Source organism: Mycoplasma enhydrae (assembly GCF_017116825.1).
In the GTDB taxonomy this organism is placed as follows: Bacteria; Bacillota_I; Bacilli_A; order Mycoplasmatales; family Metamycoplasmataceae; genus Metamycoplasma; species Metamycoplasma enhydrae.
This window is the reverse complement of sequence record NZ_JAFIRD010000005.1, coordinates 1-25,153: the sequence shown is the minus strand read 5'-3', so window position 1 is coordinate 25,153 and position 25,153 is coordinate 1. Positions and strand designations below refer to the sequence as shown.

At 27.4% G+C, this 25,153-nt stretch carries 15 protein-coding genes; 6 read left to right on the top strand and 9 right to left on the bottom strand.

Annotated elements, in window-relative coordinates:
• The first annotated feature begins 48 nt into the window (after nucleotides 1–48).
• The 3 genes from JXZ91_RS03490 to JXZ91_RS03335 are packed head-to-tail and all read left to right on the top strand — an operon-like array spanning nucleotide 49 to nucleotide 5,743.
• Nucleotides 49–2,265, top strand: a complete 2,217-nt coding sequence (locus tag JXZ91_RS03490; RefSeq protein ID WP_205851418.1) for an ATP-dependent helicase — start codon at nucleotides 49–51, stop codon at nucleotides 2,263–2,265.
• Complete coding sequence (locus tag JXZ91_RS02380; RefSeq protein WP_205851417.1) at nucleotides 2,252–3,802, top strand: MHO_4530 family protein; 1,551 nt, start codon at nucleotides 2,252–2,254, stop codon at nucleotides 3,800–3,802. The genes JXZ91_RS03490 and JXZ91_RS02380 overlap by 14 nt, the downstream gene beginning before the upstream one ends.
• Nucleotides 3,803–3,832: 30 nt before the next feature.
• On the top strand, nucleotides 3,833–5,743 hold the full coding sequence (locus JXZ91_RS03335; protein WP_205851416.1) for a M13 family metallopeptidase: 1,911 nt from the start codon (nucleotides 3,833–3,835) through the stop codon (nucleotides 5,741–5,743).
• A gap of 167 nt (nucleotides 5,744–5,910) precedes the next feature.
• Here JXZ91_RS03335 and JXZ91_RS02370 read toward each other — a convergent pair whose 3' ends face one another.
• The 6 genes from JXZ91_RS02370 to pyrH all read right to left on the bottom strand — a co-directional run bounded on the left by JXZ91_RS02370 (nucleotide 5,911) and on the right by pyrH (nucleotide 14,358).
• Nucleotides 5,911–6,672 carry a hypothetical protein gene (locus tag JXZ91_RS02370; protein ID WP_205851415.1) on the bottom strand — a complete coding sequence of 254 codons (762 nt, stop codon included), beginning with the start codon at nucleotides 6,670–6,672 and terminating at the stop codon, nucleotides 5,911–5,913.
• Nucleotides 6,672–7,538, bottom strand: a complete 867-nt coding sequence (locus tag JXZ91_RS02365; protein WP_205851414.1) for a hypothetical protein — start codon at nucleotides 7,536–7,538, stop codon at nucleotides 6,672–6,674. Before JXZ91_RS02365 ends, JXZ91_RS02370 begins: the two co-directional genes overlap by 1 nt.
• Nucleotides 7,539–7,665: 127 nt before the next feature.
• Nucleotides 7,666–11,982 carry a PolC-type DNA polymerase III gene (locus tag JXZ91_RS02360; RefSeq protein ID WP_205851413.1) on the bottom strand — a complete coding sequence of 1,439 codons (4,317 nt, stop codon included), beginning with the start codon at nucleotides 11,980–11,982 and terminating at the stop codon, nucleotides 7,666–7,668.
• A 10-nt stretch (nucleotides 11,983–11,992) separates the two neighbouring features.
• Nucleotides 11,993–12,967 (bottom strand): phosphatidate cytidylyltransferase, encoded by a 975-nt coding sequence (locus tag JXZ91_RS03710; protein ID WP_205851412.1) that lies wholly within the window; start codon nucleotides 12,965–12,967, stop codon nucleotides 11,993–11,995.
• 98 nt (nucleotides 12,968–13,065) lie between these two features.
• Nucleotides 13,066–13,617, bottom strand: coding sequence for a ribosome-recycling factor (locus JXZ91_RS02350; RefSeq protein WP_205851411.1), 552 nt, complete (start codon nucleotides 13,615–13,617; stop codon nucleotides 13,066–13,068).
• 9 nt (nucleotides 13,618–13,626) lie between these two features.
• The gene (gene pyrH / locus JXZ91_RS02345) at nucleotides 13,627–14,358 is read right to left on the bottom strand and encodes a UMP kinase (RefSeq protein WP_205851410.1); all 732 of its coding nucleotides are present in this window, start codon (nucleotides 14,356–14,358) and stop codon (nucleotides 13,627–13,629) included.
• Between the two features lie 155 nt (nucleotides 14,359–14,513).
• On the opposite strand from pyrH, the gene JXZ91_RS02340 reads away from it, so the two are divergent.
• On the top strand, nucleotides 14,514–15,479 hold the full coding sequence (locus JXZ91_RS02340) for a hypothetical protein (RefSeq protein WP_205851409.1): 966 nt from the start codon (nucleotides 14,514–14,516) through the stop codon (nucleotides 15,477–15,479).
• 53 nt (nucleotides 15,480–15,532) lie between these two features.
• Here the strand turns inward: JXZ91_RS02340 and JXZ91_RS03705 are convergent, their stop codons facing one another.
• The 3 genes from JXZ91_RS03705 to ftsY all read right to left on the bottom strand — a co-directional run bounded on the left by JXZ91_RS03705 (nucleotide 15,533) and on the right by ftsY (nucleotide 19,030).
• Nucleotides 15,533–17,470 (bottom strand): S41 family peptidase, encoded by a 1,938-nt coding sequence (locus JXZ91_RS03705; RefSeq protein ID WP_205851408.1) that lies wholly within the window; start codon nucleotides 17,468–17,470, stop codon nucleotides 15,533–15,535.
• A gap of 280 nt (nucleotides 17,471–17,750) precedes the next feature.
• On the bottom strand, nucleotides 17,751–17,975 hold the full coding sequence (locus JXZ91_RS02330; RefSeq protein WP_205851407.1) for a hypothetical protein: 225 nt from the start codon (nucleotides 17,973–17,975) through the stop codon (nucleotides 17,751–17,753).
• Nucleotides 17,975–19,030: a signal recognition particle-docking protein FtsY gene (gene ftsY / locus JXZ91_RS02325; RefSeq protein WP_205851406.1), complete on the bottom strand. Its 1,056-nt coding sequence runs from the start codon at nucleotides 19,028–19,030 to the stop codon at nucleotides 17,975–17,977. The genes JXZ91_RS02330 and ftsY overlap by 1 nt, the downstream gene beginning before the upstream one ends.
• Nucleotides 19,031–19,113: 83 nt before the next feature.
• Between ftsY and JXZ91_RS03700 the strand changes: the two genes are divergently transcribed.
• Complete coding sequence (locus JXZ91_RS03700) at nucleotides 19,114–20,703, top strand: MATE family efflux transporter (protein ID WP_205851405.1); 1,590 nt, start codon at nucleotides 19,114–19,116, stop codon at nucleotides 20,701–20,703.
• Nucleotides 20,704–20,900: 197 nt separating this feature from the next.
• Nucleotides 20,901–25,153, top strand: a 4,253-nt coding sequence (locus JXZ91_RS02315; protein ID WP_205851404.1) for a coiled-coil domain-containing protein, incomplete at its 3' end; no start/stop codon positions are given.

The window sequence follows — 25,153 nt, the reverse complement described above, 5'->3', positions numbered from 1 at the left end:
GTATAATTATATTATGCTAATATAAATTTTACAACAGGGGGATTAGAGATGATAAATTTAGATAACTTAAACGTACAACAGCGACAAGCCGTTGAGTATAACGATGGACCATTAAGAATTATAGCTGGTGCTGGGTCAGGAAAGACTCGTGTTTTAACTCACAAAATTGCATATCTAATTGAAAAACTAAATATTAACCCTGCTAGAATTTTAGCTTTGACTTTTTCTAACAAAGCTGCAAACGAAATGAAACAAAGGGTAAACTCAATGCTTGATAATCCTGGACAATTACCACTAATAAGTACATTTCATGCAATTTGTGCTCGAATTTTAAGACAAGAAATTCATTTGCTTGGTTACAATAATGACTTTCAAATTGTTGATGAGTTAGACCAAAAAGCAATTTTAAAATCTGTTTATAATGAATTAGATATATCTCACATTGAATATAGTTATAGTTCAATGATAAGTTATATCCAAAACAAGAAAAATGCTCTTTTCGATTTTTTAGATGTGGTAGATGAAAAAATAAATAAATCTCTTTCTGATTCAGAAAGAAAAATTTTTGAAACTAAAGATAATATATACAAGAAATATCAAGAAAGGCTTGAAAGATCTAGAGCTTTAGATTTTGATGACTTGCTAGTTTTTGTACATCGTTTGTTTTATGATCCCAACTATGACAATATTGCTAAAAAATGGGGAAAAAGATATGACCATATATTAGTTGATGAATTTCAAGACACTAGTGTTATTCAATACAAAATATTGCAAAAATTGTCAACAAGTGACCATTTAACCATTGTTGGAGATCCTGACCAAACAATATATAGCTGACGTAATGCTGATATAAACATTATTGTTAATTTTGATAAAGATTATCCAAGTGCTCTAACTGTAAAATTAGAAGAAAACTATCGTTCAACTAAGAAAATTCTTCACCATGCAAATAGTTTAATTTCAAAAAACAAAATTAGATTAGATAAAGCCTTATATACACATAACGAAGATGGTGAAGAAGTCGAATTTTACTGCGGTCATAGTGAAGATGCTGAAGCAAGATGAATTGCTCAAAAAATTTCAGAACTAAAAAGATCAAGAGTTCAATTAAAAAATATTGCAATACTATACAGAACTAATAGTTATTCTAGAGCTGTTGAAGAAGCTTTAATTAGAGAAAATACAATTTATAAAATTTTTGGTTCAATTAAGTTCTATCAACGAGAAGAAATCAAAGATGCTTTAGCTTATTTACGTGTTATTCATGATGGAAGTGAGTTAATGTTATTAAGAATTATTAATAAACCTTCTAGAAAAATTGGTGATGTCACAATTGATAAACTAATTGAATTTGCTAGATCTAAAAACACAGACTTATATAGTGCAATAGAAAAACATTTTAGTGAAATACAAAAAACACTAAGAGTTTCTAATTTAACAATTACCAAACTGGCAACTTTAATTAATGCTATCAGGTGAGCCAGAAAAGCTCTAAAAACAAATTCTATAAGTGATACCTTAAAAGAGTTTATGATTAATACAATTAAGTATTTTGAAATTTTTAAGAGCTCAGAAGAAGAATATGAATCAAAATTAGAAAACTTTATGAGTTTGCTAAATGTGATTGAATCTTGAGAAAAAAATAATCCTCATGGTTCTATTGATGAATATCTACAAGAAATTACTTTAATCACTGACCGTGATGTTGAAGATGATGCAACCAGCTTTGTTTCATTAATGACAGTACACAACGCAAAAGGATTAGAGTTTGATTATGTTTTTATTTGTGGACTAGCTGAAAATATTTTTCCACTAAGAAGAGCAATAACAATTGCTCCAAATAAAGACTTTATTTTTCTAAGTCATTCAAGTACTAAAAAAGAAAATTTTGAAGGACTGGAAGAAGAAAGAAGATTGGCTTATGTTGCCATTACTAGAGCTAAAACAAAATTATTTTTATCTTTTGCTATTAACCGTAGCGGTTATACCAAAGGAAGTAGATTCTTAAAAGAAGCTGGAATTAAAACTCAAAGTAGTAGCATTGATATAGCTAATGATTTTTCAATCGCTGAAGAAAACAATAACAATAATAGTGATTTAATTGTTGGTGATGAAATTATGCACCAAACTTACGGTAAGGGTAAAATTATTGAAATGGTAGATACAATAATTACCATTCATTTTCCTGATTTAAAAACTACTAAACAATTTGAAAGATCACATCATTCAATTAAGAAATGGGATAGTAAAAATGTCACCGAATAGTATTAAAATAATTTTGGTAGTTTTTATATTATTAGCAGCATTTAGTACTGTTGGTTTTATAGGATTTTTTGCTTATCGCAGAAGAACAAAAACATCTAGCGATAATGGTTTTATGTGTTTTTTAATTGACACTAACAAAGAAAGAATTAAGGCTAATAATAGCATTCGAGAAGTCTGAACACAGCCGGCTTTTTTGAAAAAAATAAGTTTTATTCATAATAAGTGAAGAAAGTTACAAGATTTCTTAGATTTATTTGATAGAAAATCAAAATCAACATTAAGTATTGCTATTAAAAATAAGAATTTAATAAAGGTAAGCACTGAAATATCTAATAGCAAATCGCGTTTCTTAAGCACTAAAGTCAATATAACTTTTGATACTATTCAAGACGAATACATATTTTTAACCTTAAACTGATATGAAAACGATTCACGAGAAGATAAGGTATTTGAAGCTACAAATACTAATATAGATTATTTGATAGATAAAAACAATCAATATTTTGCTTATGGTTTTATTTTAAATATAAAAGATATTGAAAATATAGCTAACTTTATTGCTTTATTTAAGGCTAACTGTGTTAAAAAAAGAATGTATAACATTAAAGTTTTTTTAGACTGAAATAAACTGTTTTTTGTTATGCCTTTTAATAAGATATCAGAATCACAAGCAATGAGATATATTAAATATTTTTCAAAATGAAGTATTCCATATAAACACTTATATAATAAGACATTTAGTTTCAAACATACTTTACTTAAAGACCAAGATTTTGTTTCATATCAAACTTTGTTTGATTATGTTAAATCTAATAATTTAGAGCTTAAGAATGATTTTTTATTAACTTATAAAATTTATGAGGATTACAATTTTTTAGTTTTTAAAGAAAAATATGATTATGTACTAAGTGAAATTAATAATAGTCATAGTGCAAGTTTTGAAACTCACAATATATTAAGTTTTGGTGATAAGAAATGAAAAATAGATACAATGGACCTTGATGAAAAATTCGAAGTGCTTAACATCGATTCTTCTGATACATTAGCAAATTTAGATATTTACAAAAACTTTTATTTAAAAATTTTTAGTGAACCTAAGGGATTTAAATTAAATGGTAAACTAATAAATATTAATGATTTTGTATTTAACTTAATTGAAAATAAAAAAATTGAAGATTTATTAGCTAAATACAAATCATTTATTCAATTAATAATTCCTAATTCAAAGAAAAATACAATTAAAGTGAAGAAAAAAATTGAATTAATTCAACAAGAGTATCCTGAGGCTGGTGTTGGTTTAAGAATAATTAATATTAATAATGATTTAGTTTCAATTATTGATAAATGAATTAAAGTTATTTGAGTGGATGAAAACTTAGTGAATAATTTGCATAAACCTGAAGCAATTTTATATATTAGTATGCTTTATAAAAAAGCTGAACAACATAAAATTAGTATAATTTTTGATAAACTTGATTTTAAAAATTATCGAAAGATTTTACAAAATGAAAACTTGAATTTATTTTTTACAAAATAATTCCAAAGTTCAATTAGAAAGGAACAAAATATGAACAAAGACTTAATTAAAGACAACTTCTTTGAAGCCGTAAATGGTGAATGACTAGCTAAAAATAAAATTCCTGATGATAAACCAGGAACAGGTTCTTTTGAACGCTTGGATAATAGCTTAATCAAACTAAAAACTAAATTATTAAATAAATGATTAACTGATACAACAGACATCAAAGATAACCCGATATTACTTGAAATGACTAAATTCTATAATTTAGCAAAAAACTGATCAGATCGTCGTAAATTTGGAATCAAACCAGCACTTGCTATATTGGATAAAATTTCAAGTTTTAATAGTTGAAAAGACATAGAAAGCAACTATGATTTTCTAACATTTAATAATTTTGAAACACCTATTCCTTTATTTATCGAAACTGATTTTAAAAATTATGAACAACAAGTATTGTATGCTTCTTGCCCTTCAGTTATATTGCCTGAAAAGAACTATTATTCAATACCAGAAAAGAAAGCAGACCTATATGAAAAATGATCTGCAATGACTAAGAAACTATTAAACAAAGTTAATAGAAGCAAAAGATGAGCTGACAAGTTAATTAAACAAGCTTTATCCTGAGATTCGGAAGCTGCAAAATACATTTTATCTGCTGAAGAATGAGCACTAATAACAAAAATATATAATCCAAAACTTGTTTCTGAATTTGATGAAAAAATTAAAACACTATCTTTATCAAATATTATTAAATCTGTAATTGGAAAAAACTTAACATCTATAATTTGCGTTTCAGATGATTTAGCCAACCACTTTTCAAAATTACTTTTGGAAGAAAATTTTGAAAACTACCGTTCTTTCTTATACGTTAACACCTTAATTTCATTAGCTCCATACTTAGATTATGATAGTGCAGTAATATCAGGTGAATTTGCAAGAAGTTTAAGTGGGCAAGTCAAACCACTTGACAAAAAGCAACAAGCAGTTAAATTAAGTGCTGACAAAATGTTTACCATGGCTTTTGGTAAATATTACGGTGAAACATATTTTGGAAAAGAAAACAAAAAAAATGTTGAAAATATGATTGCTAAGATGATTGGTATTTATGAAAATAGACTAAAAAATAACAATTGATTATCTCCTAAGACCAAAGAAAAAGCAATTTTGAAGCTTTCTAAAATTGGTGTTTATGTAGGATACCCTGAAGTTATTGATAATTTCTATTCTAAACTAATTGTAAAAGAATATAATGGCTATGATGACCTACTTATGAATGTTTTAGAATTTAATGAAATTAAAAGAAGATCTGAATTTGCAGAATATGGCAAAAAGAAAGATAAGAACTTATGATCAATGACACCAGCAATGGTTAATGCTTATTATAACCCAACAAGTAATATCATAGTATTTCCTGCCGGAATACTTCAAGCACCGTTTTATAGTGCTAAACAATCTTCTTCAGCTAATTATGGAGGTATAGGATCAGTTATTGCTCATGAAATTTCTCATGCTTTTGATAATAATGGTTCTAACTTTGATGAAGTTGGTAATATGATTAATTGATGAACAGAGGAAGATAAAAAAGAATTTGAAATTCGCGCACAAAAAATGGTTGAGCTCTTCGAAGGTAGAGAAACAGAAGTTGGAAAATGTAATGGTAAACTAACTGTATCTGAAAATATAGCTGATGCCGGCGGTTTATCATGTGCACTAGAAGCTGCTAAAACCGAAAGTGATTATAGTGCTAAAAAATTCTATATTGCTTATACAACTAATTGAAGAGCAAAATACCGCCCTGAATTTCAAAAATTATTATTAGATATTGATGTACATGCTCCAGTTGTTTTAAGAGCAAATGTTCAAGTTCAAAACTCAGATGATTTTTATAAAGCATTCAAGATTAAAAAAGAAGACAAGATGTTTCTTGATGCTTCAAAGCGTGTAAAAATTTGATAACTAAAAGCCACCTTATATAGTGAATTCTTCAGTTTAACCTAGCAGTGGTAAAAACTCGATGAGTTCGCTTTTTTGTATTTTTATAATAAAAAACATATCCTTCTTTTGTGGTAGTTCACTAGTAGAGGATATGTTTAAATAGAGGAAATTTTCAAATTCTCTTAGTATTATTCCTTGTCCTTAAGAAAAATAATCACATTTTCTTCGCGGCTTTTTCGGTTTTCTGAAAAGTAACTTTCTATAGCTTGCTTTCCATTTTCTAAATAATAAGTTGATTTATTTGCTTTATGTTCATAAGCTTTTCTAATATATGGATATATTCCAAAATTATTTGGTTTTCCAGACAAACTTTTATCTAGTTCCTCAGTATTTTTGTCTAATTCTTCGAAGTAGTTAATCAAAATTTTATTTGTATTAGTATCTAGAATATCCGAGCCCATGAAAAAAGTAGTATCTAAATTTGAGACACCATAAATATATATAGCATTTATTTTTGGAATATTTGAATTTCACATTGGTCTTGAAGAATCGGCGCGCTTATTACCATTTTCGTTTTTACTAAATTTCGTTTCTATTGGAATTATATTTGTTGGAGTAAAAATTAAAAAATCAGGAAAATTCTGAGAACCATAAGGTTGATAAATAAAATGACTTCTTACATTTTGAAACGGATTGGAAACAGGTTCAACAGATGTTTTAGATAAAATACTTTTTTTGATTTTTGTTAATTGAGTAGCAACTTTTGTATTGGAATCATTTTCTAAATTTGCTATTTCGATTAGCCCTTTGCTAAAATTTTCTCCTGGAATTATTTCACTATATGATTTCTTAATTAAATTCCTAAATTTTTGTTCAAACTCGTTACCGTTCGTTACAGCGCTAAAAAAATCTCTTTTTTCTTTAATGTTTTTAAATATTTCAGTAAGCATTATTTTTCCCCTTTTAATTTCATATACTCTTCCACAAAATCGCTAGTAGAAAAACCATAGACCTGTGTGTTGTTTTTTGATAATTTTTCAAAATTAATTTTATTTATAATTTTTCTAGCTTCATTATTCAAAATTTTAACAAAGAAATACTGTCTATTAGTTTTTAAATCTTTAGGGTCAACTATTTTTAAATTGTAATCATAATAGCCCTGTCTATGAACGGCAAAATCTCATTTGTAAATGCTTTTTTCAAAATATTTTAATGTTTGTGGTGTATTGTTGTAAATAAATGTCTGAAAGTCCTCATGCCTTATTACTGGCTTATTTTTAATTCTAATATTTTTGGCATATGTGTTTTTTGTGGTTCAAATTTGAAAAACACACTTTACGCCATATTGCTTATCGTTTAATATAAAAGATTTTTCTAATAAATTTAATGAAAAAATCAATTTTGCTTCAGGTAAGACCTTCTTTTGAATTGAATATCTTTTAAATATATTGGGAAATATCATAGCAACATAATTAGCCTCAGTTAATCCTTTATTCAAGAACTCTAATGCAGTTTTTCCACGATGCCCAAAAGGTGGATTTCCTATAATAAATCTATTTTCACTAAAAGGAATGTGGACATTTAAATAGTCTTGTTTAATTATTTCATGTGATTTTGGATCAATATCATAGGCTAAAATTTTTGTTGGTTTAACTCCTGACGAAACCAACGCATCAATAAAGTTCCCCGTTCCAGCAGACGGTTCTAAAATTTCGTTTTGCAACTGACTAGGAATTAAAGATTGCACAATTTCAATTAAAGAGTTACAAATTATGGGATTTGTATAAAATTGGTCTAATTTAATCTCTTTTTCCATATAGTTACCTTCTCCCTTAATTATTATGTTTTATATTAATCATCTTAAGATTAAAACAAAATATTAAAATATGCACTATTTATATTTTAATATAAACAGAGCGGCATTTAAATTTATATTTTTTTATCTAAAATAACTCCACTTGATTTGTTTCACTTAATTCATTTAATATACCTAATTTCTTCATTTCAGTACATATTTTAGAATTTACTTTACCTCGTTCAATTAGATCTTGAATTGAAAGGAAATAATAATCATTTCGAGCTTTTACTATTGCTTCAGCAACAGTATCTCCTAATCCGTCTATAACTATAAATGGAGGAATTAAAGATTTTGTTTTTTTATCGATTATTCAATCACTAGCTAATGATCTTTTTAAAGATATATTTTGAATTTTAAAACCTCTTGCATATAACTCTTTGGTAATTTCAAAAGTTCCAATAAGCGAAGATTGCTTTGTACTTAGAGGATTTGAACGGTCATTTTTACGTCTTTTATATTCTTCTAATAGATTATGTATTTGATTATATCCTGCTGACATAGTAGATATATCAATAGCATCAGGCCTTATACTATAATAAGCTGCATAAAATTCAAGGGGATAATAAAGTTTATATCAAGCAATTCTTCATGCCATAATTACATAAGCAGTAGCATGAGCCTTAGGAAACATATATTTAATTTTTTTCAATGAGTCAATATATCAAGCTGGTATTTTGTTTTCAACTAACAACTTTTCTTGTTGTTCACTTAAACTTCGACCTTTACGAACTCTTTCCATTATTTCAAAAGCAATTAAAGGGTCGATGTCTTTCTCAATTAAGTTTTGCATAATGTCATCACGACAACAAACACAATCTTTTAGTCTTAAACCTTCTTTAACTAATTCTTGAGCATTTCCTGCCCACACGTCAGTTCCATGACTTAGACCACTCAAGAGTATCAAGTCATTAAAAGTTCGCGGCTGCGCTTCTTTTAACATGCCTCTAACGAAGTTTGTACCAAACTCTGGTAAACCATATGCCCCTGTAGTTTCTCCATCGATAGAATCGGGTTTTATACCTAATGATTCTGTTGTATAAAATAGTTTCATAACTTCAGGATCTGATTTTGGAATGTTCTCAACTTTTGTATTAGTCAAATCTTCTAGCATTTTAATTGTGGTTGGATCATCGTGACCTAATAGATCCAATTTTAAAACATTGTCATGAATAGATTCAAAGTTAAAGTGCGTCGTTTTTCAAGGACTACTAATATCATTGGCAGGATAATTAACGGGACTAAAATCTTCTACATCAAATTCCTTAGGAATAATTATAATTCCTCCAGGGTGTTGTCCTGTAGTTCTTTTAACACCTTCTGATTTGCATGCTAAAAAATCTAAAAACATTCTGGATCAAGGCTCTTCTCCTGCTCTAACTTCATGCATATACTTTTCACAAAAACCATATGCTGTTTTAGTAGCTATTTTCGAAATAGTTCCCGCTCTAAAAGTATGATCTTCTCCAAATAGTTCTTTAACTAAATTATGAATTGTGGGTTGGTAATTACCACTGAAATTTAAGTCTATATCTGGCACCTTATTAGCTTCAAAACCTAAAAAAGTTTCAAAAGGGATATTGTGTCCATCTTTTGATAATAGAGTATTACACTTTGGACATTCTTTGTCTTCTAGGTCTCATCCTGAATAAACATTAGAGTTTTTAGATCATTCAAAATATTTACACTTAGAACATAAATAATGAGGTGCCAACGGATTAACTTCAGATATTCCTGCTAAATTAGCAACTATAGAAGAACCTACTGAGCCCCGGCTACCTACTAAATAACCGTCTTCATTAGATCTCTTAACTAGTTTATGGCTAATCCAATAAATAACTGAATAACCATATTTAATAATAGGATTTAGTTCTTTTTCAACGCGTTCAATAATACTTGAATCAACATTATCACCATATTTAATCTTAAGATTTTCATAAACTAAGTTCCTTAGTTTCTTTGGTGAATCATCAAAGGTTGGAACATATAATTTATCTTTAATTACTTGGATTGGCTCAATCTGTGCTGCTATGGCTTTAGGATTATTAATTACAATATCTTTGATTATTTTCTCGTCACCTAAAAATAGAAACTCATCTAACATTTGTCTTGTGGTTAAATATCTAAAATCTGGTTGAGATCTGTTTTTAAGTCAGTGCATTCCTCCACCTAAAGCAGGAGCATTAATGTATATAGCATGAAACAACTTTTGATAATCATAAACATATCTAGCATCCGATGTTGCTACACATGGCTTATTTTGTTTTGAAGCTTTTTTAATTAAATCTTTGTATGCTTCTTGAAGTTGTTCTCAAGTGATTTCCTGATCTTTGACTTCATATACAAAACTACCTATAGGCGGAAGTTCTATATAATCATAATTTTTTATTTCTTCCTCTATTTCATCATCAGTGCCAAATAAAACTTTTTCTCAAAGTCTTGATTGATGTGTCGCTGAGCCAAAAAATAAGTTTTTGTATTGATTTTTATTTTCAATAAAAAATTTTGGACCATTAGCATAATCATCAGTTAAAGAATTAGATAAAATCTTAAACATTTCTTTTAGACCTTGTTGGTTTTTGGCTAGTATTCTAATTAGTGCAGACCTTCGGCGTTTACTTCATAATTTTGGATCAGTATTATTTATTTGTTCAGATGTAAGAATATTATGTTCTTGCGCTAAACGACTAATCATTTTTTGTCATACTTGTGCTAAAACATTAGCATCATAATCAGCGCGGTGAGCAACACTAACATCATAAGCAACATTATGTCTTTTACATACTTTTTCTAGACGATGAATTCTTTCTTCAGTGTCAAGAAAATATGACACTCTTAAAGTGTCTATACACATTAAGTCACTGGTATCTCAATTTCTTTCCTTAAATTTTTGTAAACAAAAGCCCATATCAAAAGAAGCATTGTGAGCTACTGCTATTCTATTTTTTAAAATTTCATAAATTTTTCTTAAGCCTTCTTCTTGGCTCAAACCTGTAATTAGCATGTCGTCACTTATGTTTGTAAGTGATTTAATTTTTTCATTTAATTTTTTAGGTGTTTGTAAAAAGAACTGTATTTTTTCAACTTGAATTCCGTTTTTTATAATTGAAGCTCCAAATTCAATAATATCTTCAAATCTTGGTGATAAACCTGTTGTTTCTAAGTCAAATACTACATATTCTGCGGATTTTAAATCAAACGGTTTTTTATAATTAATAAAAATTGTATTTTTGTTTGAAATTGTTGAAACTGTTAGTCCAAAAATAGGTTTAATACTTGGATCTTTTTTTAGAGTATTATAAAAAAATGGAAAACTTTGAACATTATCTAAATCAGTGATTGCAACAGCTTCATGTCCATAGTGTTTTAAAACTTTAATATATTCTTCTGCTGAAGACATACCATCTTGTGCACTCATATTAGTTCTAATTGCTAAATCAATTCTTTTTTCAGGTTCATTATCCTCAGGCAATTTAACAAATGATTCAGTAATTTGATATCAATTTTTACCTGAAACACTTATGTATTTAGCTTTTGTGTATATATCATCTGATAGAGTACCTTCAATATAAATGGTGTCCCCTATTTGTAAATCTAATTTTTCATCATCATTATTTTGAAAACATTTAACGGTAATTGCTTCTTTGTAATCAGATACCTTTAGTGTTACTATACGTTTTTTATTTTTGGTTGATTTATATTCAATAAAATATATTTCACCTTTTATTAAAACTTTAATTTGTTCAAATGTATTTATAGCTGTTGCAATGTCCATTTCAATTGCCTTTTGTTTTGAGGTATAGTTACGTCTTTTTTTAAATTCAAAAGAAGAACTATTTTCAAGCTCTTTACTATTGGCATTCTTTTTAATTTCTGAAACTGAACTAATAAGTTTATTTAGTATATTTCTATTTTCTTCTGATGCTTCACGTAGTTTATAAACTGGTGCTAAAAAATCATAACCAATTTTTGCAATTGATTCTTTTATTAATGCATCATTATTTTTAAATAAATCATAAGTGGATTTAGTTGGTAAAATAAAAGAAATATGTGTGTCACTTAATTCAACGTTTTTAGCTGAAATAAAACTATTAAACTCTTTTAAGGGGTTATTCTTTTTGGATATAACATAAGCTAGATAATCACATATAGTTTGTTTATCCAAAACAACATTTTGAATTTTTAAACTTATTTTAGATTGCGGAAATCTATTGTCTAAGGCTTTAATAAAATTCTTATAGTCTTTAATATTGATTAATTCATCGAATTGAAATTCAAAAGATCAGTTATTTAGACTGCTTGGATTAGGAGTTACTTCCGATATAAAAACACCATTAAAGCTTTCATTAGGCTCAAATTTTATTTCCTTGCATAAGTTTAAAAATCCAATATCTTTTTGTCGCATATGTTTCCTCTTAGTTTATTAATAGTATTGCTGATGTTGCCATAATTACACATGTAAGTGAATCAAATCTATCCATAAATCCGCCATGTCCTGGTATTAGATTTGAAAAGTCTTTTATGTCATATAATCTTTTAATTAATGAAAATAATAAATCACCTAAAATAGAAATAATAGGTAAAACAAATATTCCCACAACTAATTGTTTTCAGTTTGTAAAAATTGTAAATGTTTTATTGTTAGTCATTTTGCCTAAATACATCACAATAAATACAAATAAAGCTCCAAATAAAAAGCCTATAAATGTACCCTCTCATGATTTTTTAGGACTAATTCTAGGTGCCATACCAACCTTAATAATTTTTTTACCTAAAAGTGAGCCTCCTACATAGGCCATTGTATCAGTTACAATTGGAATAATTGCAATAGCAAAAACATAATACAAACTAGCTCAATTGTAAATAAACAAGGTTTTAAATGCTAATGGAATAAAAATTGTGGCAAATAGTGCTACAAAAAAAGAGACGGCAATTTTTTTTGCTTTATATTTAGCTTCTTTGATTGTAAATAAATTAATTAAATATATAAGGCTTATCACAGTGCTTATTATCAATATTTGCAATGTTCTAAAACTAGTCAAAGTATCATTTCCAAAAAACACTGCATGTTTCAGTTGAATTAATAATTCATTAATATCAAACCCTGTTGCAGATTTATTTATAAAAATATTGTTGGAATCATTAGCATTATATCAATCTAAGGGCATTGCTCAAATTAGAGTAGTAAGTAGTGTTATTAAAATGTTTTCTCAACGTTTTAGCACACTATGACTTAACACTTCATAAGTCGCTCAAGCTGCTAAAACAGCAAAAAACGATAAACCAATAATTTTGCCAGGTAGTTTAGCAAAATAAGTAATAAAAAAGAATGGTATTATTATTGAAAATAATATTATTGCTGATTTAATTCTCACTCTTATGTTTTTCATATTAAATATTATATATACCTTTTGACAGTATTTAAATATATATAAAAAATTATTTTTATGTCCAAAAAAGCATAATAAAAAATAGCAAAACTGCTATTTTAAACTGTCATTAATTCCTTTTGTTTTTCAGCAGAAATTGATTCAATTTTTGCTATTGATTTATCAATTTCTTTTTGAATTTGATCTAAATAGTTTTTTTCTAAATCTTCTGAAAGACTGCCATCAGCTTTGATTTGCTTATTTAAATCCTGACGTGTTTGTCTAATAGCAATTTTTGCTTGTTCAGTAATTTGGTTTAGTTGTTTTGTCATTTCTAAACGTTTTTCAGTTGTAATTGGAGGATATATTAATCTAAGTTGGTGGCCTTGATTAACAATATTAATATTTAGTTTTTGGTCAGTAATAGCTTTTTCTACTATTTTTAAAATTGCCATATCATATGGTTTAACCAATAACTCTAATGCGCTTTGTGAACTTATAGAAGCTAGTTCATCTAGGTTCATTCAAGACTCATAGTAATTAATTTTAATCTTATTAATTAAAGCAGGGTTTGCTCGACCAACTGCTAATTTTAAAGTTTGATTTTCATAATTTTCAATCGCTTTTTCAGCTTGTTTTTTTAGTTCTTCAAGATAGAAACTTAATTCCATAATATTTCCTTATTTCTTTTGTTTTGTAATTATTGTATTAGGTATTTTATTTTCAATAGCTCTTAATAAAGCATTAGTTTCATTGATATCAAAAATAATAATATCAATATTGTTATCTTTTGCCATTGAAGCTGCAGTTTGATCCATAACTTTTAAATCTTTTTCCAGAAGTTCATCATATGTTAAAACATCAAATTTTTTAGCTTTCTTATTAAATTTAGGATCTGAATCATATACGCCATCAATATTATTTTTGCCCATTAAAATTGCATCAGCTTCTATTTCTGAAGCATATAGTGTTGAAGCGGTATCAGTTGTAAAGAATGGCCTACCAGTACCACCAGCAAAAATTACTACTTCCCCTGCTTTTAAGTATTTCTTAGCTTTTTCATTAATATAAACTTCACAAACCTTTGGGTCCATTGTTAAAGATGAGAGCACTCTAGAATTTAGTCCATTGTGTTCAAATCCTGATTGTAATGCCAAAGCATTCATTGTTGTAGCTAGCATTCCAATGTAATCTGCTCTTACTCTTTGGATACCATTTTTAGCAGCACTTGTGCCTCGCCAGAAATTACCTCCGCCGACAACAATTGCAACTTCAACATTATTCTTAATGATTATTTGCAATTGCTTTGCAAATTTATCAACTAGTTCATAATCAATTGCCAGGTGTTTTTGCTTATTTGCTAAACCTTCACCAGACAACTTGATTAGCACTCTTTTATACTTATAACTCATTTTATTTAAACTCCTCAATAATATAAGTCTTATAAAATTATATATAATTCGGTTTTTTATTTTAAGAATTAAAAATAAAACGATATTCTGCAATTGCTTATTGCTAAAAGCACAATTCAAAAATTAAACTGTGTTTATGTATTAAAATTGTATTTATGAAACCACAAAATTTTGAAAACAATCAAGAACAAGAAAAGTTTTATTTTTTTGCTTATGACTTAATTGAATATCCTGAATTCTTTAATAAAATGTTTGGCTCTAATGTAATTAATAAAAAAGCAACTCTAAATGGTTTTGTAAAATGCATAAGTAATGACCAACATTATCTATTTATTAAAAAAGATAAACAATGTTCATTGAAAGGAACATTATTTGAAATTTCAAAAGACCAACTATTTCTAGTTGACAGATTTTATAATCTACCTTTATATGAACGTTTTTTAGCTAATGTACTTTCTAATGATGACAATCAAATAGTTGAAAATGTATACGTGTACACTAACATTCAAATTGAAAATTACAAGATAATTAATGATGACTTCAAACCAAGCAGCGATTATGTTGAAAAAAAATATACATGATTCAAAGAAATTCTAGAAGAATCTAGAAACTTAGAAACAATTTATGATTACACATTTGTATACAAGTGTAATCATGATGAAATGTCTCAGTTACAATCTTTGAACTCAACTGTGTCACTTATAGAAATTGGTGTTACCATGAATAATGGTACACAATCGAACATATTATTAATAGGAGCTATAAATCATTTTGTTAAAGACACTCAGGCATATATAACACTAAGTATTTTTAATCACAGACAAAACATGAATCCTCTTTTTTATAAAGATATATTTATGAATCCTTCAAACCTTAGCATTTTAAAAGAAGTTAAATTAAGCTTTGTTGATTGTTCAACCGGTAAGCAAATAGAGTTTTTTAATAAACATAAACCAAGTGTATTATTATCTATGGAATATGATAAGCGTTTTATTAAAACTGATGGATGATGAACAAAAGAAAAAGAAATGATGGGTATTAAAACTCCTGAATTTCACGAGCACCATTGAACAAGATATGATGCTTTATTAAATTTTTTCTTTGATTATAAAGATAAATAGTCACTTTAAATGAAAATGACAGACACTCGTCCGTCATTTTTTAAACTAAATTTTTAGCCTTTAATAATTTTGTCAATTGCATCATCATCGTAGAATTTATCATATTCTAATTCTACATCTGGTCTAACACCATCTTCAATTGATTCGTTTTTAGGACCAAATACTGCATTGTTTGGTGAAGAAATTGTTATTGTTGTACCATCGGCTAGTACAATTGGCATAATAGCAGACATACCACCACCGGTTGTTTTACCAATGATTTTTGCAATACCCATTTCTTTAACAATACTTGTTAATTGGTTAGCAGCACTAAATGTGTTTAAACTTACTAAAAGATGTCAATTATAGTTTTCATAAGCATCGTTTTCGTATTTTCCATCACCGTCTGTATCAACTTGTGATTTAGTTAAATAACCAATTCTGTTTAAAACATCATATTCACGGTTTAAAACTGGTTTATCTGTCATAAATCCTAATGTTCTAACCATTGATTGAACACTGCCACCACCATTAATAGCTAAATCTAGAACTATGTTCTTAATTTCTGGTTTAGCTTTTAGTTGGTTCATTAAGTGTCTCATTAAGAAATATGTGTCATGTTTTCAAGCATCTGGACCTTTAATTTGGTCTTTGGTTCCATCTTCGAAACGTAATAGAGTTACAAATGCTGTGTTACCATGGAATCTAATGTAATCATCTGCTCCAAAGTCACTAATTTTTTTACCAAATTTAGTTTCAAATTTTTTGGTTAGCATTTCTCTATTTTTATAGAATCTTTCACGGTATTCACCGTAGTCATCTGGACTTTTTAGTTTATCTCTTAAAGCTTCGGTTGGATTTGCTTCGTAATATGAAAATGAATTCATTCTTGTATGTAATTCATTTAATTTTTTGTGGAATAAATTAATGTAAGCTTGGTTATATACTTGAGGATCAGTAGATAATAATTTAGCTTTTTCATCTTTACCTATATATTCTTCAAATGATTTAATTTGTTTGTGGTATTTTAGACCATAGAAGTAATCCATTGTAAATAATAGGTGATTGTAGTTTACTTCTCTTTCTTTAGCAGTTGGTTGCTTACCATTTAGAGTTGCCACTTCTCTAATTCTTTTTCTAGCTTCATCTTCTGTTTTGCCAAATGAATCCATACCGGCAAAAATATTGGTGAATGTTACACCATTGTAGTACAAGTTTGTAAATGCTTGTGACATAAATAAAGTATTAAAAATGGTATATGGTAATAAAACTTTGCCGTCTTTATATAGAATGTCAAATTTATATTTGTTTAAATCAAATAGAACACCCTTGTCATCTTCTGGTTTTTCTTCATATTCATTTTTTAAAAATTGACCACTATCGGTTTTTTCTTGAGGTTTAAGAATAAGATAGAAAAATCCTGTGCTTGGTGTATGTATAGTATTTTTTTCTCAGTTAATTTCTAATTGAGCAGCTAATTCTCCACCAATAACAACTTGATATACTTTTCTATTTCTGGTTTCATCAATTGCAGTAGTTATCTTAGAATTGTCGATATATCCATCTAGTGCTTTTAAAAATTCATCTACATCAACGTATGTAACTTCACTTTGATTTTTAACATTATATGCCTTAACATTTTTTTCAGCAATTGTATATTCATCGTTGTAGTTCTTAAAACTAACGCTTTTTTCTTCGATTTCTTTTTTGTTATCGTTTTGAGGTGCAGCACCGTCTAATTCTTTTATAATGTCTTCGATTTCTTTAATTTCTTTTCTATTTTTTTCAAGTTCTTTATCTTTTTGAGAAATTAATTTATCTTTTTCTTGGATTTCTTTGTTCTTAGATTCCAGTTCAGCTTGTTTTGCGTTAAGCTCTTCCTGTTTCTTTTTAAGTTCTTCTTTTAATTTTGGATCTTCACATCCAGCTGATAATAAAGCTGCTGGAACCACTAATCCAGTAGCTGCTGGTAAAACCGTAAATAATAATTTAGATTTAGTTGATTTTTTCATTTATTGTTTTCTCCTCCTTTTTCTATATTAAAATAAAAACTGTTTTTTTAAAAAGATTTTTAATAATTTTTTTAAACCTAACCTTTTATTTTATAAATAAAATAAAAAATAAGACCGAATAATTGTGGTCTTAGATGAGTAAATCTAAAGTTTTAAAAACTATAATAAAAACTTTAAAAAAAGACATTATTTTGCACTAAATAGATTATTAGCAGGCAAAAATTTTGAGGAATAAAATATTATCATTTTTTTGAATTTTTAAACAAAATTTTTAAAGCATTTATTCTGTTTCTATTTTTTTAGCAAATTCAATAAGTTTTAGTTTTGCTTTTTTAACTGCATCATAAGCTCCTGATCTAGTCATTGCTAGTTCAACTCCTATTTCTGCAAATGATAGATCTTCGATTAAATGTAAATATAAAGCTTGTTTTTGCGATTGTGCTAAAAGGTTACCATATTTTTCATATAACTCAATTATTTTGTTTCTTTCATCTATATCTATCATTAATCTGCTATACCTTTCATTAATCCATATATATATGATTCCAAATCAAATTCAACAAGGTCTTCTATTTTTTCGCCCAAACCAATTAGTTTAACGGATAAATTGATTTCATCTTTAATAGTTAAAACTATTCCACCTTTTGAGGTTCCGTCCATTTTGGTTAAAACAATTCCTGTTAAATTCATTATTTCACCAAAAGCTTTGGCTTGTGAAACACCATTTTGACCTGTTGTGGCATCTAATACTAATAAACTTTCATGAGGAGCACCTTCAATTTTAGATTCTAGAACTTTGTTAATTTTGGCTAACTCATTCATTAAATTAACTTTGTTTTGCAGTCTTCCTGCTGTATCAATAATTAAGACATCATAATTTTCATTTTGAGCTTTTTCAATTGCTCTATAAACCACAGCTGCAGGGTCTGTTTCATTTTCTAAGGGTTTAACAATATCTGCATTTACTTTTTTAGCTCATATTTCTAATTGGGCAACTGCTGCAGCTCTAAAAGTATCTCCAGCTGCTATTAAAACTTTTTTATTATCATTAATTAATTTGTGAGCAATTTTTGAAATTGAAGTTGTTTTCCCTGAACCATTAACACCAACTACTAAAATTACATTTAGTCGATTGGGTTCAATATTTAATTGTGTGTTCAGTATATCATTTGAAGTATAGATTGTAAATAGTTTATCTGCAATTATTTCACTTATAAGTTTAGGATCTTCAATATTTTCATTTCTGACTTCTTTTTTACATTCTTCAATAATTATTTGAACTAATTTGATTGAAATGTCAGACATTATTAATATTTCTTCTAGATCATCAAAAAAGTCTTCATCAATTTTATTATATTGATTTTGAAGTTGCTTAATACTTTCGGCAAAAGATGAATTAGATTTTGATAGCCCTGCTACATAGCTATCAAGCTTTTTCTTTTTATTTAATTCTTTTTCTAATTGTTTTTTTTCTTTAGCTTCAATTTTTGCTTGTTTTTTTGCAATTCTTTCTTCTTTAGTACCAAAAAGTTTTTCTTTTAAATTTGCTCAAAAACCCATATTATCTCCTTAAAAATAAAACTTGTTTAATTATGTTTATAATTTTATATTAAGATTATTTAAATTAATAAATTTATCAAATTATGGAAAAAGAAATTTCAAATAGTACAATAAATAAAACTTTTGAATGAAAGACTGAGTTTAAGTATATTCTTAAACTTTCTTTTCCTATTTTTATTCAAATGTTTTTCTTTGCTATTGTGGGTATTGTAGGTTCATTAGCTACAACGCTTTATAACCGGGTTTATCACTTTGATGGCTCATATAATGGTTATTATTTTTATTTATTTTCCAAGATTTTTGTTGTTTATAAAATCATAACTTTCTTGCCATTAATTTATCAACTAGGAGTTTTGGTAATTGGTTCTAATTTATATGGACAAAATAAACAAAAAGAAATGCTTAAATTAATGTGATCTGCTTTTTATATTTCATTAATTTTAAATTCAATTATTTATTTGATTATATTTTTTAGCGCTTCAAAACTGCTTGAATTTGCAGGAGCTAAAAATGAACGATTATTAAGTTGAAAAACAATTGAGGATTTAAATAAATTTAAGCAAAATTTAAAATTGGCTAACATTAGTGATTTTTCAAATCTTCCCTTAAATCATTATGTATTTAAGGGTGGTATAGAAGGGTCTAAAGTTTTTCAAAACACTAATGTTTATGTTGAAGTTATGAATGAAAACAAATTTGCTACACAGTTTTTAAGAATTTCTTGTCTTGATGTATTTTTTGTATCAGTTGCTTTTATTTTGAATTCCTTATTGCAAGCAGTTAAGAAAAATAAGCTTGCAATAATAGGTGTTATATCAGCCTCTTTATTTAGATTAGTATGAGTTTTTTGTATTTTATTTGTTGCTAAAAATGCTACTTTAGCTTCGTTGGAAACAATTTTAGGAGCAATAATTAATATTGTGATTTCTTATATTTTGGTTAAAAAATTTATATTTAAGAAAATGACTATTCGTATCAAACAAACATGAAATAGCGTTTATATAAAAGAAATTTTTAAATTAGGGGTTCCAATTGCTTTGGAAACGGGTATATGGTTTGTATCACAATATTTACTTTCAAAAGCTATACCTGATGCTAATTTAAGTGATAAATTTATTGGGCTTTGACGAGCTACAAATGCACTATATGATATTTTTACAGCTTATTTATTAGCTTTGGCTTATGTCACTTCTTCGGTAGTTGCTACAGAAATTGGAAGCAAAAACATCAATCGAGCCAAAGAATTTGGAATATTAAGTTTTAAGATGGGTTTAATTTCACAATTAATATTTTCAATAATTGGAATTAGTCTTACAAGTCCATTATTTAGCATATATTCAATTGATAAAGAACTAATTAATAAATATTGTTATTTTTTAATGGCTATTTTTATGGCTAAATCAATATTAGATGTAGGACCTTTAACTCTGTTAAGAGCTTTATGAGGATCGGGTGATGTTTGAATGCCAAACCTTGTTTCATTATTAACAATGATTGGACTTCAAATATCGCTAGTATATGTACTAATACTGTTTAAATCACCTTTATTAAGCGATGGTTTATTTATTATTTTCTTAGGCTTAATATCTTTAGCAGATCCTTTATTTCGAACACTTCTTTATTACTTTAGATGAAATTCAAATGTATGAACAAAGTATGCAAAAATGCTATAAATTTGCATATTTTTTTGTTTTTTTGTGAAATTTAGCTTTTCTAATTTTCAGCATTTTTTTACATTTTAGGCCCAAAAGTGCCCTAAAATCGCCAAAAAACCTCTAAAAATACCAATATATATATATATATATATATATATATATATGAAATTGGGTATAATTAGGCATTATTTTAAACACAACAAAAAAGAGGTTTTATGAATAACTCAATTAAGAAAAAGAAAACAGCTATTATTGTAGGAGCAACAGCCAGTGTGCTAGTTGTTTCTGCAGCTGTAGCTGGTATTATATATGCTAAGTATGGCAAAAAATCTAAACCTAGCATCTATAATAAAGACAAGCCAGATGTTATTGTTGACATTAAAGATCAAGAACATGGCGAAGCTAGTACTTGAGATGCTAACGTTGATGAACAATACAAAAAACTTAGAGATTATATCCAAAAGTTGGTTAAAGCTCTAAAAACTGGTATTACTAACGTCAATAAGAATTTAAGTTTAGAAGATTTAGAAGATCAAATTAAAAAACTAGAAAAGCACATTGCAATTGGCGAAGAATTAGATCTGATTTTAGATAGAAGCATTAAGACTTTAAAAAGTGACACTAAAAAAGTTGAACTTCAAAAAGATAAAGATTTACTTAAAGGAATTGTTAAAGAAGCTAAAGATGCTTTAGCAGCTGCTAAAGAAAAGCAAAAAGATAAAATTAAAGATCTAGAAAAAATCAAAAAAGAAGCCAAAGCTTTAATTGAAAAAATTAATAAGGCAGTTGAAAAAGCTTCTAAAGCTAACACCAAAGCAGAATTTGAAAGTCTAATTAAAGAACTTAAATCATTAGTAGATATATCACAAAAATTAGAACCAAAATTAAAAGATTTTGGTGCTTTTAGTGAAGCTAATGAACTAAAACAAGCTATCGATAAAGCTAATAAAACTATTAAAAAACTGGAAGATAAGCTTAAAGCTCAAACACTTGAACAAGAAAAAGAAGCCTTAAAAGAGTTTGCTGATAGATTTAAACAACAAGTAGACACTTTAATTACAGAAACAGATGCTGCTGATTCTTTAGATGAACTTAAAAAAGCTCTTGAAGAAATTGAAAGTCTAGCAACTCCTGGAAAAGAAAATTCAAAACGCGCAAATGAACTTAACTTGACTGACATTAAAAAATCTATTGATGAATCTTTAGCTAAATTAGAAGCGCAAAAAAATAAATTAGATGGTAAAAAACAAGTCAAAGAACTAGAAGCACAACAATTAGCTACAGAAGTCGAAAGTTTAATTAAAGAAATCAAGGAAGTAATTCAATTAGCTAATAAAGCTAATTCTTTAAGCGAGCTAACTTTAGCTAAAGCTAAGTTAGATGAAGTTTTAGCCAAAGCTGTTGAATTAGATAAAAAACTAGCTAAAGCTAAATTAGATGACTTAAAACTAAAATTAGAACTAGAAGTAAAAGAAGCTAAAAAAGTTCTAGAAGCTATAAGCCAAAAGCTACAAGAAGAACAAGATAGAATTAAAGCTATTAAAGATGATTTAAGTTCAAAAACTACTAGTCTTAATAAACTTGCAAAAGAAACTAAAGATGCTTCTGATATTCCATCATTAGAATCTAAACTAGCAGCTTTAGGTGCTTTAATTACAACTTCAAAAGAGCTAGAAACTACTCTTTCAAGTGATAAATCTAAAGATTCATTTGAAGTTGAATTTGATACATTCAAAGATGCTCTAAAAGCAGCTATAAAAGAGCAAACTGAATCTAAAACTAGATTACAAGCACTAAAAGATGCCAAAGATGCACTAGACCGAATTGTTAAAGAAGCCCTTCAGCAAGCAGATAATGCTTTAGAAGAAGCTGAAAATAATAAAAATAGTGAAGATAAAGCAAAATTAACTGAAATTCTTGGAAAATTAGCAGGCGCTAAAACAAAATTAGAAGACGCCAAAAAAGAAACAGAAGAAGCAGGCGATGTTGCAAGTACTAAAAAAATTACAGATAAAATTGCTGAAATTAATGCTAAAAGCACTCTAATTGAGAATAGAAAAGCAGCAGTTGAACTTAAAGAACAACAAATTGCCGCTGAAAAAGCTAAAATTAAAAAGCAAATTGAAGATCTAGAACAAAAAACCAAAGACGTTGAAGGTGTTTTAAATTCTTCTAATAAATCAGATATAGTTAATGCTAAAAATTCTCTTGAACAAGAAATTAAAAATGCTCAAGAACTATATGATAAAAATAAAGATGAACCTAAACTTAATGATGATAATAAAACCTTAAAAGATAAAATTGAAGCTGCTAAAGAAGCTTTAAATAAAGCAGCTGAAGCAATTGAAAAAATTGAAAATAAAGAACAAGAAATTAAAACTGAAATCCTTAATGCTACTACAGAACTAGATAAAGCTAATGAAGCTGCTAAAGAAGCCTTAAAAGGTGAAGATTTAGATAAACTTAAAGCAGCTCAAAATCCTTTAAATAAAGCAATTGAAAAAGCTAAAGAAGCTATTCAAAAAGCTAAAAATAATAATTTAGAAGAAGAAGCTAAAGATTTAAAACAAAAACTACAAGATGCTGAACAGACCAAACAAGCTCTAGATAATAAAATAAAAGCTAAAGAAGCTGAGGATCTGGCAAGTAATAAGCAAAAAATAACTAATGCTATCCAAGGTTTAGATGATGCCATAAGTGAAGTAAACGAAGCTTTAAAAGCTGAAAACAAACATAATTTAGCTAAAGCAACTGACGCATTAAACAAAATAAAAACTGCTTTAGAAGCAGCAAATAATACTAAAAATGAACTAGAGCCTAAAAAAGATAATTTTAAAGCTGAGTTTAAAGAACTAGAAAATAAAATCAAAACTGCTGAACAAAAACAAGCAGATATTTTAGCTCGCAAAAATCAAATTGATCAAGAAAGAAATGATGCTAAACAACAATTAAAAAATATTCAAAAATCTTTTGAAGAAAACTCAAATCACTATGATACTAACAAAGATAATTTAGCAGAAGTAGAAAAATCAATAACAGCTTTAGAAAAAAATAAAACAGATATTGAAAAATTTCTACAAAAACTTGATGAAATTAAATTTGATGAACCAAAAGCTGAAGCTGACACTTTAAAAACCAATATTATAAATAAACTAACTGAAGCGAGAAATCAAAAATCAGCACTAGAAACAGCTGCAGAACAAGAAAGACAAAGAATTGCTCAACTAAAACAAAACTTAAATACTGCCAAAGAAGCTTTAAAACAATTAACTGAGGCCTTAAATAAGGCAGTTGGTTTAGATGATAGACAAATAGCACTAGATGATTTAGAACTAAAATTAAATGAAGTCCAAAACCTAGTTAACATTCCAGAAGATGATAAAACTAAAAATGCAAAAAATGAATATGATGCTTTCAAATCAGCTTATGATGATGCTAATAATTTAGTTACAACTCAAAAACAACAAATTAAACAAGCTAAAGAAGAAATTGAAAACAAAGTTAAAGAACTAGAACAAAAAACTCAAGAAGCTATTCAAAAAGCTGACAATGCTATTGCTAATAATAAAGCAACTGACTTACAAACTTCATTAACAGAATTAGATGACTTAGAAACTAAACTAGATGATTTAGTTAAAGAAATTGAACCTAAAAAATACAAAACTCAAACTGATAAAGCTAAAGATTTATTAAAAGATGTTAAATCTAAAAAAGATGAAGTTAACCAAAAACTAAATGCTGAAACTAATAGAATTAATAAAGTTAAAACTGAATTAGAAAAAGCTAAAACTGATTTAGCAGTTGCAAAACAAAAAGCAACTGATAATATTAACAATATTGATGAACTTAAAAAAGCTATTGTTGCTTTAGAAGCCCAAAAAACTACTTCTCAAGGCAAATATGATGAACATAATATACCTATTAACCAAGCTGTTGGTGAACTTCAAACAGCTTTAGATAATCTAAAAGATGAATTAAGTGGTATAGATGCATTTATAACTGACTTAAAACAAAAACAAGCAGATAATGAAAAAGAAGTTAAAGAAAAATTGGATGATGCTTTAAAGAAAGCAGAAGACGCTATTAAAAAAGCAGATGAAGCCGGTACTGATAAATCGAAATTAGATGAAGCTAAAGATAATTTAGAAAAAGCTAAAGAAGCCTTAGAAAAAGCAAAACAAAAAGCTGAAGAAAAAGGTGATGCTGATTCAGCTAAAAAAGCTGAAGATAAGGCAAAAGAAGTAACTGATAAATTAGATGAAATCAATAATAAATTAGATGATACTATAGCAAAAGAAATTGATGGTGCAACTACAGCATTAAGAGACGCTATTAGCAATTTAAATTCAAAAGATGGAGTTGATGAACTAACTACAGAACTGCCAAAATTTGAAGATGAAATTACTAAAGCTAAAGCCGTTTATGATAAATATAATAAAGATGAATACAAAAACAAAGTTTCAGTCCC